Origin of the sequence: Cellulomonas sp. JZ18, from assembly GCF_009720485.1 — a bacterium.
GTDB lineage: Bacteria > Actinomycetota > Actinomycetes > Actinomycetales > Cellulomonadaceae > Cellulomonas.
Window position 1 is genome coordinate 1,702,601 of the sequence record NZ_CP045245.1, and the last position, 12,738, is coordinate 1,715,338.

Annotated in this window: 13 protein-coding genes and 1 tRNA gene; 11 read left to right on the plus strand and 3 right to left on the minus strand. The window is 77.4% G+C overall.

All coding sequences use genetic code 11. The features are described 5' to 3' along the window. Positions 1-26 precede the first annotated feature (26 nt). The gene (locus tag GC089_RS07785; RefSeq protein ID WP_155377216.1) at positions 27-569 is read right to left on the minus strand and encodes a YbhB/YbcL family Raf kinase inhibitor-like protein; all 543 of its coding nucleotides are present in this window, start codon (positions 567-569) and stop codon (positions 27-29) included. Between the two features lie 176 nt (positions 570-745). Here GC089_RS07785 and GC089_RS07790 point away from each other — a divergent pair, with 176 nt between their 5' ends. The 5 genes from GC089_RS07790 (at position 746) to dnaE (ending at position 7,865) form a co-directional block, all read left to right on the plus strand. Then, complete coding sequence (locus GC089_RS07790; RefSeq protein ID WP_155377217.1) at positions 746-1,441, plus strand: trimeric intracellular cation channel family protein; 696 nt, start codon at positions 746-748, stop codon at positions 1,439-1,441. A 221-nt stretch (positions 1,442-1,662) separates the two neighbouring features. After that, positions 1,663-1,977, plus strand: a complete 315-nt coding sequence (locus tag GC089_RS07795) for a hypothetical protein (RefSeq protein WP_155377218.1) — start codon at positions 1,663-1,665, stop codon at positions 1,975-1,977. After that, positions 1,944-2,609, plus strand: a complete 666-nt coding sequence (locus GC089_RS07800) for a hypothetical protein (protein WP_196250859.1) — start codon at positions 1,944-1,946, stop codon at positions 2,607-2,609. The genes GC089_RS07795 and GC089_RS07800 overlap by 34 nt, the downstream gene beginning before the upstream one ends. Further along, entirely contained in the window at positions 2,609-4,378 is a 1,770-nt protein-coding gene (locus GC089_RS07805; RefSeq protein WP_155377219.1) for a DNA polymerase Y family protein, read from the plus strand. Before GC089_RS07800 ends, GC089_RS07805 begins: the two co-directional genes overlap by 1 nt. Continuing rightward, positions 4,371-7,865, plus strand: a complete 3,495-nt coding sequence (dnaE, locus tag GC089_RS07810) for a DNA polymerase III subunit alpha (RefSeq protein ID WP_155377220.1) — start codon at positions 4,371-4,373, stop codon at positions 7,863-7,865. Before GC089_RS07805 ends, dnaE begins: the two co-directional genes overlap by 8 nt. A 48-nt stretch (positions 7,866-7,913) precedes the next feature. Here dnaE and GC089_RS07815 read toward each other — a convergent pair whose 3' ends face one another. After that, a complete protein-coding gene (locus GC089_RS07815; protein ID WP_155377221.1) occupies positions 7,914-9,164 on the minus strand; it encodes an AI-2E family transporter in 1,251 nt (416 codons plus the stop codon). 204 nt (positions 9,165-9,368) lie between these two features. On the opposite strand from GC089_RS07815, the gene GC089_RS07820 reads away from it, so the two are divergent. Further along, a tRNA-Leu gene (locus GC089_RS07820) sits at positions 9,369-9,452 on the plus strand. An 86-nt stretch (positions 9,453-9,538) separates the two neighbouring features. On the opposite strand, the gene GC089_RS07825 is transcribed toward GC089_RS07820, so the two are convergent. Continuing rightward, on the minus strand, positions 9,539-9,853 hold the full coding sequence (locus GC089_RS07825; protein ID WP_155377222.1) for a hypothetical protein: 315 nt from the start codon (positions 9,851-9,853) through the stop codon (positions 9,539-9,541). A gap of 117 nt (positions 9,854-9,970) precedes the next feature. Between GC089_RS07825 and GC089_RS19640 the strand changes: the two genes are divergently transcribed. From GC089_RS19640 to GC089_RS07840, 5 genes are all read left to right on the plus strand, one after another. Then, complete coding sequence (locus GC089_RS19640; protein WP_255449051.1) at positions 9,971-10,096, plus strand: hypothetical protein; 126 nt, start codon at positions 9,971-9,973, stop codon at positions 10,094-10,096. 79 nt (positions 10,097-10,175) lie between these two features. Then, a complete protein-coding gene (locus tag GC089_RS07830; RefSeq protein WP_196250860.1) occupies positions 10,176-10,754 on the plus strand; it encodes a phosphoesterase PA-phosphatase in 579 nt (192 codons plus the stop codon). Further along, the gene (locus tag GC089_RS18405; RefSeq protein WP_196250861.1) at positions 10,751-10,945 is read left to right on the plus strand and encodes a phosphatase PAP2 family protein; all 195 of its coding nucleotides are present in this window, start codon (positions 10,751-10,753) and stop codon (positions 10,943-10,945) included. The genes GC089_RS07830 and GC089_RS18405 overlap by 4 nt, the downstream gene beginning before the upstream one ends. After that, positions 10,942-11,964: an ADP-ribosylglycohydrolase family protein gene (locus tag GC089_RS07835; protein WP_155377224.1), complete on the plus strand. Its 1,023-nt coding sequence runs from the start codon at positions 10,942-10,944 to the stop codon at positions 11,962-11,964. Before GC089_RS18405 ends, GC089_RS07835 begins: the two co-directional genes overlap by 4 nt. A 97-nt stretch (positions 11,965-12,061) precedes the next feature. After that, positions 12,062-12,688, plus strand: a complete 627-nt coding sequence (locus GC089_RS07840; RefSeq protein WP_155377225.1) for a GyrI-like domain-containing protein — start codon at positions 12,062-12,064, stop codon at positions 12,686-12,688. Positions 12,689-12,738 lie beyond the last annotated feature (50 nt).

Here is a 12,738-nt window from a genome sequence, read left to right on the forward strand (position 1 = left end):
GTGCCGACGTCCCCTGCCGGCGCACCTCAGCGCTGGTACGTCGCCATGAGGACGCCGCGCGCCAGCGTGTGGAACACGAGCGCGGCGCTGGCCGCCCCCGGCGGCGTGTCCGGCGTCAGGCCGAGGTCGTCGGTGTCGAGCGCGTGCACGGCGACGTAGTACCGGTGCACCTGGTCCCCGGGCGGCGGGGCGCTGCCGCGGTACGCCGCGACGCCGTCGTCCCCGCGCAGCTGGAACGCGCCGGCGGGCAGCAGGGCGCCGTCCTCGCTGCCGGCACCGCGCTCCAGGGACGTCACGGACGCGGGGATGCCGAGGACGGTCCAGTGCCACCAGCCGGCGACGCCCGGGGCGTCGGGGTCGAAGACGTTCACGGCGAAGCCACGGGTCTGCTCGGGGAAGCCCGACCAGGACAGCTGCGGGGAGACGTTCTGCCCGGCCTCGGTGTTGGTGTGCACGTCGGGGACGCGCTCCCCGTGCACCCAGTCCTCGCTGGTCACGGTGAAGCCGGGGACGGCGGGCAGCAGGGCGTAGGGCTCCGGCGCGACGGGGCGGGTGAGCGACGCGGTCACGTGACCTCCCGGGTCGGCCCGGCACCGGTCGCCGGGCGGTCGGTGCCATCCTCCCGGCGGCCGTCCGGACGCGCACCCGCACGGCACACCCGCACGGCACACCCGCACGGCACACCCGCACGGCACCGTGGCGCCGCCGTCGGGCCCCGGCCGCCCCGGTGCGGTAGACCCGTGCCGTGACCGACGTGCCCGTGCTGCTCGTGCTCGACCTGCTGGGCACGTTCGCGTTCGCGCTGAACGGCGCGCTGACCGCCGTGCGCGTCGCGCACGTCGACGTCGTCGGCGTCGTCACGCTCGGCGCCGTCACGGGCGTGGGTGGCGGCATCGTCCGCGACGTCCTGCTGGACGCGCTGCCCCCGGCGTCGTTCCTGGACTGGCGGTACCTCGCCGCCGCGGGCGCCGGCGGTGCGCTGGCGTTCCTGCTCAGCGGGCCGCTCACGCGGTTCCTGCGGACGATCGACGTCCTCGACGCCGCGGGCCTGGGCCTGTTCGCGGTCACGGGTGCGGGCAAGGCGCTCGCGTCCGGCGCGGGACCGGCGCAGGCGGTGGTGCTCGGGGTGATCACCGCGGTGGGCGGAGGGACGATCCGCGACGTGCTGGTGCGGCGGGTGCCGTTCGTGCTCACCAACGAGCTGTACGCGATCCCCGCCCTGGTCGGCGCGACGCTGGCCGTGCTCGCCGCGCGCGGCGGGGTGGACGAGGTGCTGGGCGTGCCCGCGGCCCTCGTGGCCGCCGCCGTCTGCTTCAGCGTGCGGGTGGTCGGGCTGCACTACGGGATCGACGCCCCGCGGCCGCTCGGGACGCGACGAGCCCGGGCGACGCCGGAGGAGGGACCCTCCGGGGAGAGGCCCCCGGAGGGGGCGGACGCGTAGCCGCGCGGTCGGCGCGACGGCGGGTGTCGGCGGGCCGTGCGACGGTCTGCGCGGCACGCGACGAGGGGGAGCGTGGTCGTGCCCTGCCCCGGGGCTCCGGCGGGTCGCCCGGCCGGGTGCACCCGGATTGACACCCCGGCGGTGTCGGCGTCTACTGGCATGATCGAACACGTGTTCGAAAGACCGCGTGCGCGGTCGGTGCGTGCGGGGAGGTGGACGTGGTGGGTGCGAGCACCGCGGAGCGGGTCGAGCGGGCGCGTGCGGCGCTCGCGGCCGCGGAGCAGCGCACGGGCGCGCGGACGGTCCGGCACCACGCGGCGTGGTCGGTGCCCGTCCCGCGCACGGCCACGGCGGACCACGACGTCACGGACGACCGCGCACCCGTGCACGCGGTCGACGCGGCGGTCGGTGCCGCGGTCGGTGCCGTGCCGGGGGCGGGACCGGCCGGTCGGCGGCCCGGTCGGTCGCCGGCGCAGGGGGCGTCGACGACCGGCCGGCCGGCGTGCCGGACGGGGTCCGGCGCACGTCGCTGCTGACCACCGAGCGGCCGCCGCTGCCCGTCCCGCCGGCGCTGTCGCGCGTGCTGCCCGACGGCCTGCGCCGCGGCGGGACGACCGCGGTGCTGGGGTCGACGTCCCTCGCCCTCGGCGTGGTCGCCCACGCGTGCGCCGGCGGCGCCTGGGCGGCTGCGGTCGGGCAGCCGGACCTCGGGCTGCTCGCGGCGGCGCAGGCGGGCGTCGACCTCGCACGGCTCGCGGTGGTCCCCGCGCCCGGGGCGGACGCCGCGACGGTGCTGGCCGCCCTGCTCGACGGCGTCGACCTGGTGCTCGTCGGCCCCGCGGCCGCGCTCACCGACGCCGACCGGCGCCGGCTGTCCGCGCGGGCGCGCGAACGCGGCTCGGTGCTGCTGCCGACCGTCGCCTGGCCCGGTGCGGGCGTCGTGCTCACGGTCGAGCACGCCCGCTGGACGGGGGTGGGCGCCGGTGACGGGCACCTGCGCACGCGCGAGCTGCGCGTGCGGCGCACCGGCCGGGGGAGCGCCGCCGTGCCGCACGCCGTGGACGTCGTGCTGCCGTTCCCGCCGCCGGGCGACGGTGCGCCGGCAGGGCCCGGCCGCACGCGGCGCACCGCCGAGGACCGCCCCGCCGGCCTGCGGCTGGTGGGCTGATGACGACCAGGACGACGGTCGTGTGGGTGCCGGACTGGCCGGTGGTCGCCGCGACGGTGGCGGACGAGGTGCCCGGGCACCTGCCCGCCGCGGTGCACGACGGCCGGCGCGTCACGGCCGTGTCCGCGCTCGCACGTGCCGAGGGGGTGCGCCGCGGCATGCGCCGGCGCCAGGCGCAGGCGTGCTGCCCCGGGCTCGTGCTGCTGCCGGCCGACGACGTGCGGGACGTGCGGCTGTTCGAGCCGGTCGCCGCCGCGGCGGAGACCGTCGTCGCCGGTGTCGAGGTCGTGCGTCCCGGGCTGCTCCTGCTGCCGGCCGACGGCGCGACGCGGTACCACGGGTCGGAGGAGGCGCTCGCGGAGCGGCTCGTCGACGCCGTCGCGCGCGGCACCGGGCACGAGTGCGGGGTCGGGACCGCCGACGGGCTGCTCGCGGCGGTCCTCGCGGCGCGCACCGGCGCGGTCGTGGAGCCCGGCGCGTCACCGGTGTTCCTCGCCCCGCACGGCGTGACCGAGCTCGTGCACGCGACGGTCACACCCGAGGCGGCGGTGGAGGTGGCCGGGCTCGTCGACCTGCTGCACCGGCTCGGGCTGCGCACGCTCGGGGCGTTCGCGGCGCTGCCGCCGGGGGACGTGCACGCGCGGTTCGGCCGGCTCGGCACGTGGGCGCACACGCTCGCACGTGGGCTCGACGAGCGTCCCCCGGCCCGGCGGCGTCCCGAGGCCGACCTCGAGGTCGTCGCGGTCCTGGACCCGCCGGTCGAGCGCGTCGACGCCGCGACGTTCGCGGGCCGGCGGCTGGCCGAGCAGCTGCACGCCGAGCTCGTCGCGCGGTCGGTCACGTGCGGGCGGCTGCAGGTCGCCGCGCGCACCGACGAGGGCACCGAGCTGGTGCGTACGTGGCGCACCGACGTGGGCGGTTGGGGCGCGCTGACCGCCGCACGCATCACCGACCGCATCCGCTGGCAGCTCGACGGGTGGCTCACGGCGGGCGCCGTGGCGACCGCGCGCGACCGCGCGGTCGCGGCCGGGCCGGCGCGGGCCCGGGGAGGTCGTCCGGGGGGTGCCGGTGCGTACCGGCGGGGGAGCGCGGGGACGGCCGGTGACCTGCTCGACCTGCTCGACCCCGCCACCGCCGTCGACCTGCCCGACGTCGAGCCGGAGGACGAGCAGCCGGTCGCGCTCGTGCGGCTCGTGCTCACCGCGCTCGACGTCGCCCCGGCCGGCGCCGAGCAGACCCGGCTGTGGGGCGGGCCGTCGGGCGGTGACCTGCGGGCGCACCGGGCGCTGGAACGTGCCCAGAGCATCGTCGGCGGCGCCGGCGTCCTCACCGCCACGCTGCAGGGCGGGCGCGACGTGCACGACCAGGTGCACGTGCGCCCCTGGGGCGAGCAGAGCGCACCACCGCGCGAGGCCGCGCTGCCCTGGCCCGGCCGGCTGCCCGACCCGGCACCGGCGACGGTCCTGACCGTGCCGGTGCGCGTCGACGTGCGCGACGGCGCGGGCGCGCCGGTGGTCGTCGACCCCCGGGGGAGCCTGAGCGGGCCGCCCGTGGCGGTGCGGTGGCCCCCCGCCTCGGCGCCGACGGGTGCGGGTCCCCGCGCCGTCGCCGGGTGGGCCGGTCCGTGGCTGCTCACCGACCGCTGGTGGAACCACCCCGGTACCCCGCCGCAGGTGCGTGCGCACGTGCAGGTGGCGTTCGAGGACGGCGGCGCCGTCCTGCTCACGTGGGCGGACGGGGCGTGGACGTGCGAGGCCGACTATGACTGAGACGCCGCGGCGCCCCGCCCCCACCGGCGCCGTGCCCACCGGTGCCGTGCCCCGGTACGCCGAGCTGCACGCGCACTCCGCGTTCAGCTTCCTCGACGGTGCGAGCCAGCCGGAGGAGCTCGCCGCCGAGGCGGCCCGCCTCGGCCTGCGCGCGCTCGCGCTCACCGACCACGACGGGCTCTACGGCGTCGTGCGGTTCGCGCAGGCGGCACGAGCGGTCGGCCTGCCCACGGTGTTCGGCGCCGAGCTGCACCTGCCCGCCCCCGACGGGCGCCGGCACGCGCGCGAGCGCCGCGCCTCGCCGGTGCCGGTGCTCGACGCCCCGACCGGCACGCCCGACCCGCGCGCCACCCACCTGCTCGTGCTCGCCCGCGGGCCCGACGGGTACCGGGCGCTGTCCCGCGCGATCGGCGAGGCGCACCTGCGCACCGGACGCAAGGGCGCCGCCGACCACCGGCTCGAGGAGCTCGCCGCCACCGCGGACGGGCAGTGGCTCGTGCTCACCGGCTGCCGCAAGGGCGCCGTCCGGCGCGCGCTCGCGGGTGGCGACCCCTCGGGCGTGGGTGGCGTCGCTCCCGGCGGTCTCGACGCGGCCCGCCGGGAGCTCGACCGGCTCGTCGCGCTGTTCGGCCGGGACAACGTGGCGGTGGAGACGTCCGCGCACGGCGACGCGTGGGACGCCGAGCGCGCCGACGCGCTGGCCGCGCTCGCGGCCGACGCGGGCCTGCCGCTCGTCGCGACCGGCAACGTCCACTACGCGACCCCGCGGGACGCCGACCTCGCGCAGGCGCTCGCGGCCGTGCGCGCCCGGTCCTCCCTCGACGACCTCGACGGCTGGCTGCCCGCGGCGCCGACCGCCCACCTGCGCTCGGCCGCCGAGATGCTCGGCCTGCACCGGCGCCACCCGCACGCGGTGGCGACGGCCGCCGACCTGGCGGCCGAGTGCGCGTTCGACCTCTCGCTCGTCGCGCCGAGCCTGCCCCCGTACCCCGTGCCGCCCGGCCACACGGAGGCGAGCTGGCTGCGCGAGCTCGTCCGCCGCGGTGCGCACGAGCTGTACGGCCCGCCGGACGCCGAGCGCGTGCCCGGTGCGTACGCGCAGCTCGAGCACGAGCTGCGCGTCATCGAGGACCTCGGCTTCCCCGGGTACTTCCTCGTCGTGTACGACCTCGTCGACTTCTGCCGGCGCAACGGCATCCTCGCGCAGGGCCGCGGGTCCGCGGCGAACTCCGCGGTCTGCTACGTGCTGCGCGTGACCGCGGTCGACCCGGTGCGGCACGGGCTGCTGTTCGAGCGGTTCCTCGCCCCCGAGCGCGACGGCCCGCCGGACATCGACGTCGACATCGAGTCCGCGCGCCGCGAGGAGGTCATCCAGCACGTCTACGCCACCCACGGCCGCACGCACGCCGCGCAGGTCGCCAACGTCATCTCCTACCGCCCGCGCTCGGCCGTGCGGGACGCGGCGCGCGCCCTCGGCTACGACGTGGGTCAGCAGGACGCGTGGAGCCGGTCCATCGAGCGGTGGGGGAGCCTGCGCGGCCCCGAGCGGCCGACGTCCTGGTGGCACCTGACCAAGGCCGGTCCCGTCGGACCGGCGCCGGAGGTGCCCGGACGGCCGACCGCCGACCGCCACGACGTCGTCCCGGACGTGCTGCCGCCGTCCGCCGCCGAGAGCGAGGACATCCCCGACCACGTCATCGACCTCGCCGAGCGGTTCCTGCGGCTGCCGCGGCACCTGGGCATCCACTCCGGCGGCATGGTGATGTGCGACCGCCCGGTCATCGAGGTGTGCCCGGTCGAGTGGGCGCGCATGGAGGGGCGCACGGTCCTGCAGTGGGACAAGGAGGACTGCGCCGACGCGGGCCTCGTGAAGTTCGACCTGCTCGGTCTCGGCATGCTCACCGCGCTGCGCCTCGGCTTCACCGAGGTCGAGAAGCACGAGGGCGTCGTGCTCGACCTGCACGCGCTGCCGTACGAGGACCCGTACGTGTACGACCTGCTGTCCGCCGCGGACACGGTCGGGGTGTTCCAGGTCGAGTCGCGCGCGCAGATGGGCACCCTGCCGCGGCTGCAGCCGCGGCGGTTCTACGACATCGTCGTCGAGGTCGCGCTCATCCGCCCCGGGCCTATCCAGGGTGGGTCGGTGCACCCGTACATCGCGCGCGTGAAGGGCCGCGAGCCGGTGCGCTACCTGCACCCGCTGCTGGAGAAGTCGCTCGGCAAGACCCTCGGCGTGCCGCTGTTCCAGGAGCAGCTCATGCAGATGGCGATCGACGTCGCGGACTTCACGCCCGCCGAGGCGGACCAGCTGCGCCGGGCGATGGGCTCGAAGCGGTCGATGGAGCGCATGGAGGCGCTGCGCAGCAGGCTCATGGACGGCATGGCGCGCAACGGCATCGCGCCCGACGTGCGCGAGGAGATCTTCGACAAGCTCAAGGCGTTCGCCGACTTCGGGTTCCCCGAGTCGCACGCGTACTCGTTCGCGTTCCTCGTGTACGCGAGCGCGTGGCTCAAGGTGCACCACCCGGCCGCGTTCTACGCCGGCCTGCTCGCCGCGCAGCCCATGGGCTTCTACTCCCCGCAGAGCCTGGTCGCCGACGCGCGCCGGCACGGCGTGGAGGTGCTGCGGCCCGACGTGCAGGCGTCGGACGCGCTCGCGGTCGTCGAGCGGGTGGGCCCGACCCCGCCGGGCGGCGAGCCGCGGCTCGTCCCGGCCCCCAGCGGCACCGGCCCGGTCGCGGGACCGGGCGTGCGCACGGGCACCGGCGCGGACCGCCCGCGCTCGCTCGCGGTGCGGCAGGGGCTGTCGTCGGTGCGGACCATCGGCGAGGACCTGGCGCGCCGGCTCGTCGACGAGCGCACCGCGCACGGCCCGTTCGCGGACCTGCACGACCTCGTGCAGCGCGTGCAGCTCAGCACGGCGCAGCTCGAGGCGCTCGCGACGGCCGGGGCGCTCGCCGGCCTGGGCGTCGACCGGCGCGCGGGGCTGTGGGCGGCGGGGGCGCTCGCCCAGGAGGGTCCGGACACGCTGCCCGGCGTGGCCGTCGGCGTGCGGGCCCCGACGTTGCCCGGGCTCGCGGACGTCGAGGTCGCCACCGCGGACGTGTGGGCGACGGGCGTCTCGGTCGACTCCTACCCGACGCAGTTCGTCCGCGACGGCCTCGACGAGGCCGGCGTGCTGCGCGTCGAGCAGGTGTTCCGCACCGACGAGGGGCGCCGCGTGGCCGTCGCGGGCGTCGTGACGCACCGGCAGCGCCCCGGCACCGCGCAGGGTGTGACGTTCCTGTCGCTCGAGGACGAGACGGGCCTGCTCAACGTCGTGTGCTCACCGGGCCTGTGGCAGCGGTTCCGACGCACGGCACGCACCGCGAAGGCGATGGTCGTGCGCGGGCGGCTGGAGAAGGCGGACGGTGCGACGAACCTCGTGGCCGAGCACCTGAGCCCGCTGTCGCTCAAGGTGCGCACCGCGTCGCGGGACTTCCAGTGACGCTCCGGCGGGAGCAGGCGAGCCGTGGCCGGTGGTGACGGCGCGCGGTCAGGACGAGGGCGAGGTGAGCGGCGTCCCGCGCGGGCCGGGCGCGTCCTCGTCCGGGACCTCGTCACCCGGCTCGGCCTCCTCGTCGGCGTCCTCCTCGTCCATCGGCGGGTCGAGGGTGCGCAGCCGGGAGTAGATCGCCCACGCGACGGCCACGAGGGGGACGGCGATGACGGCGCCGAGGATCCCCGCCGTGAGCGTGCCCGCCGTGACCGCCAGCGCGACGACGACCGGGTGCAGCGACACCTGCTTGCCCATGATGAGCGGCTGGAGGATGTGCCCCTCGAGCTGACCGATCAGCGCGATGCCGATCCCGACGAACACCGCGCTCCACAGACCGTTCGCGGCGAGCGCCACGATCATCGCGACGACCATGGCGGCGGGCGCGCCGATGAGCGGGATGAAGGCGCCGATGAGGACGAGCACGGCCAGCGGCGCCGCCAGCGGCACGCCCAGCACCGTCAGGAGCACGAACGCGAGGACGCCGTCGGTGATGGCGATGATCACGGTCCCGCGCGTGTACCCGGAGAACGTGTACCACCCGGCCCCGCCCGCGGTGACCCAGGTCTCGCGCACCCGCATGGGCAGCTGGTTGAGGAACCACGTCCACATCTGCGTGCCGCGCGCGAGGAAGAACACGGTGCAGAACGTCGCCAGCGCCAGGGCCGTGAAGCCCTCGACGACCGAACCCGCGCTGGCGGCGGCCTGCGAGGCGATGTCGCCGGCGTGCTCCTGCACCCACGCCACCCCGTTGTCGATCCACTCGACGATCTGGTCGTTCGTGATGGTGAAGGGCAGCGCGCCGCTCTCGAGGAAGTCGGTGATCTGGTCGATGCCGGTCTCGAACTGCCGCGCCAGGTCGTTCCACTGCGTCGCGATCGAGAAACCGACGTACGTGAGCATGCCGAGGAAGAACAGGATCCCGGCGAGCAGGGCGAGCGCCGTCGCGAGGCCCCGCGGCATGACCCGGCCCATGCCGTCGACGAGGGGGCGCAGCACCGCGGTGAACACCAGCGCGAGGAAGACGGCGACGAACAGCAGCTGCACGCGCGAGGTGGCGTAGAACACGAGCACGACCGCCGCCACCACCACGAGCAGCCGCCACGACACGCCGGCCGCCTGCCGCAGCCAGCGCGGTGCGGGCTCGTCCGCGCCCACGACGTGCGGGTTGCGGCGTCCACCCGCGACCCGCCGCGCCACGGGGTTGACCGCGCTCGCGCGCGGGCGCGAGGCGTTCGTCACGTCGGCCATGCAGCGCCTCCGCCCGTCGTCGATGCCCTCACCCCGCAGTCTGCCCCCGCCGCACCCGACCGGCGCGGCGGTGCGCCGTCCGGCCCCGTCACGTCCGCCGGCAGGACGGCGACCGTGCGCGAGGGTCGATGCGGGGATCGCGCCCGTGCCGTGCTATGTTTTCTGCCGCGCCGAGGGGCCCGCGAGGGTCACCGAGGTCCACCTGTCCGGGTGGCGGAATGGCAGACGCGCTAGCTTGAGGTGCTAGTGCCCGTATAGGGCGTGGGGGTTCAAGTCCCCCTCCGGACACTCGTTGAGACAGCGACGACGACGGCCCCGACCACACGGTCGGGGCCGTCGTCGTTCGTCGCGGGCCCGGTGGTCAGAGGCGCCCGTCAGCGGCGCGCCGGCCGGCGGTCGAGTCGCCCCGCCAGTGCGTACAGCCCCACGGCGAGGGTGCAGAACCCGCAGTACCGCAGGACGGCGCCGGGCCACGAGGCCCACAGCGCGGGGTCCGCGGCCACGACGGCGGCGAGCAGCGCGACGGTGCCGAAGGCGGCCGCTGTCAGGGCGATCATGCGCAGGTTCGTCATCGTCGACCGTCCCACCTCCGGCGTCGGTGCCGGCCCTGCCGGCGTCGGTGCCGGCGTGCTCAGCATGGGGTGCCGCACGGCCGTCGGCACGTCGACGCCGTCGTCGCTGCGGTGCACGGCGGTCACGGAGCCGGTGCGCGTCCTGCGGGACGGGCCGCGCGCACCGACGAGGAGGTCGGCGATGGTGACGGCTCCGGTGCTGGTGGTCGGTGCATCGGGCGGGGCAGCCTCACGGTGGCCGCGGTCCGCGCTCCGGGCCGGTACGTCACCGGCTGCGCCGAACCCGTCAGCGGCATGCTGCGCGAGCTGCGCATCGACGCGGTGCGCATCGCGCGGACGGTGGCGCGCACGCGGGCCTGAGCCTCGCCGCGTGGGGCCCGCGCCGGCGCCGTCCGCCCCCGGACCTGCCGGTGCGGCGGGACCGACCTACTCTCTCGGGATGGCGGGGGAGCGAGGGACGCGGGTGCACGAGGACCTGCGGGCGGCGTGGCAGGCCGGGTCGCCGTGGCGGCGGGCGGCACGCGCCGTCGCGTCGGCCGCGGTGCTGGCGCTGCCCGTGGCCGCCGTCGCGTGGGCGGTGCGCGCGCAGTCCTCGACCGTGCACCGCCTCGACGTGCGGGCGGTGGCGGCGGCGACGGATGCGACGCGCGACGCGCCGGCCCTGCACGACGCGCTCGTCGTCGGGCAGGAGGTGACGCAGCCGGTCTGGCTCGTGCTCGCGGGGTGCGCGCTGTGCGGCTGGGTGTGGCGCCGGCACGGTCTGCCGACGCGTGCGCTGTGGGGCGCCGTCACGCTGCTCGTGTCGTGGGGGACGACGGCGGCGGTGAAGCTGCTCGTGCAGCGGGCGCGGCCCACCGTGCACGACCCGCTCGCGCACGCGGACGGGTTCAGCTTCCCGTCGGGGCACGCGAACATGGCCGCGACCGCGGGCGTCGTGCTCACGGTCGTCGCGTGGCCCGTCCTGGGGCGTCGGGGACGCGTCGTGGTCCCGGCGGTCGCGGGGGCGTGGCGGCCGTGACCGCGGCGGACCGCGTGCTGCTGGGCGTGCACCACCCGTCGGACGTCGTCGCCGGGCTGCTGCTGGGTGCCGCGGTCGCGGTCGGCTCGTGGTCCGCGTACCGGGGGAGCGCTCGGGCGGGCTGGGCGACGCCCACCCGCGGCCGGGCCGCCCGGGCCGGCATGGCGCCCGCCCCGGAGCCGGTGCCGTGAGCCCGGGCGGTGGGGGCGACGACCGGCTGCGGGACCACGCCCACGGCTGCCTCGCCGGCGTCGCGCTCGGGGACGCGCTCGGCATGCCCGTCGAGGGCTGGACCCGCGCCCGCATCGCCGCCGAGCTCGGTGTCGTCGACCGCCTGCTGCCCGGCACCGACCGCGGCATGGCGACGGGGACGGTCACCGACGACACCGAGCAGACCCTCATGCTCGCCGCGGCGCTCACCGAGACGGGCGGCGTCCCGCGGGTGGACGTCGTGGTCCGTCACCTGCTCGCGTGGGTCGACGCCGCGGGGCCCCGGGCGGACGCGGTCATCGGACCCAGCACGGCCGCCGCGCTGACCCTCCTGCGGGCCGGCGCCGACCCGCGCACCACCGGCCGCTCCGGGCGGACGAACGGCGCCGCGATGCGTGTGGCGCCCGTGGGCGTCGTCGTCCCGACGGAGGACCTCGACGCCCTGGTCGACGCCGTCGAGGAGACGTGCGTCATGTCGCACCACACGAGCGAGGCGCTCGCGGGCGCCGCCGCCGTGGCCGCGGTCGTCAGCTCCGCGCTCGCGCAGCCCGGCGCCGACCTGGACGGGCACGTCGCGGTCGCCCGGGCGGCCGCGGCGCTGGCGGGCCGTCGCGGCACGCCCGCCGCCGGGCCGCGCCTGCTCGCCGCGCTCGACGCCGCCGTGGAGGTCGCGCGCACCGCCGCCGACGACGAGGACTTCCTGCGCCGCCTCGTCGACGAGGTCGGCACGTCGGTCGCCGCCGTGGAGTCGGTGCCGGCCGCGGTCGCGTGCCTGGTGCGGGCCGACGCCGACCCGTGGCGCGCGGCGGTGCTGGGGGCGAGCGCGGGCGGGGACGCGGACACGGTGGCGTCCATGGCGGCGGGCATGGCGGGGGCCGTCGCGGGGCTCGACGCGCTCCCGGCCGAGCCGCTCGGGCGCGTCGTCGCCGTGAACAGGCTGGACCTCGCGCCCGTCGCCGAGCGGCTGGTCGTGCTGCGCCGGCTCCGCGTCGCGACGTAGCGACGCCCCGGGGGCCTCGTGCCGCGGGCGCGGGTCGGGCACGCTGGCGCCGGGCGCACCGCGCGCGTGACGCGGCGCGTGCCGAGGAGGAGGCGTCGTGCCGCTGGACCTCAAGAGGGAGATCCCCGCCTACCGCGCCCGGCGCGGCACGCCGGAGCTCGTCACCGTCCCGCCGCTGCAGTACCTCATGGTCGACGGCCACGGGGACCCCAACACGGCGCCGGAGTACCAGGACGCCCTGCGCACGCTCTACCCGGTGGCGTACACGCTCAAGTTCCTCAGCCGGCGCGAGCTCGGGCGCGACCACGTCGTGATGCCGCTCGAGGCGCTGTGGTGGGCCGACGACATGGCGGCGTTCACGACCGCCCGCGACAAGTCCCGGTGGAGCTGGACCGCGATGATCCTGGTCCCCGACTGGATCACCGCCGAGCACGTCGAGGACGCGCGCGCCACGGTCGCCGCCAAGGGCGGTGCCCCCGCGCTGGACGCGCTGCGCCTCGAGCGGCTCGACGAGGGCCTGTGCGTCCAGACGCTGCACGTCGGCCCCTACGACGCCGAGGGTCCCGTGCTGGCGGAGATCCACGACCGCTTCGTGCCGGACCACGGCCTGCGGATGACGGGCCGGCACCACGAGGTCTACCTCAGCGACGCGCGCCGGACCGCGCCCGAGCGGCTGCGCACGATCCTGCGCCAGCCGGTGACGCGGGACGCCGCGGACGGGTGACGCGCTGGGGGCGCGTCCTGTTCGCCCACCTCTGAGCGGTCCCGCCGCCC

Bases quoted from the DNA above. Each gene is read 5' to 3' on its own strand.
- GC089_RS07805 (WP_155377219.1), top strand. From the start codon at position 2,609: ATGACGACCAGGACGACGGTCGTGTGGGTGCCGGACTGGCCGGTGGTC.
- dnaE (WP_155377220.1), top strand. From the start codon at position 4,371: ATGACTGAGACGCCGCGGCGCCCCGCCCCCACCGGCGCCGTGCCCACC.
- GC089_RS07815 (WP_155377221.1), bottom strand. From the start codon at position 9,164: ATGGCCGACGTGACGAACGCCTCGCGCCCGCGCGCGAGCGCGGTCAAC.
- GC089_RS07830 (WP_196250860.1), top strand. From the start codon at position 10,176: ATGGCGGGGGAGCGAGGGACGCGGGTGCACGAGGACCTGCGGGCGGCG.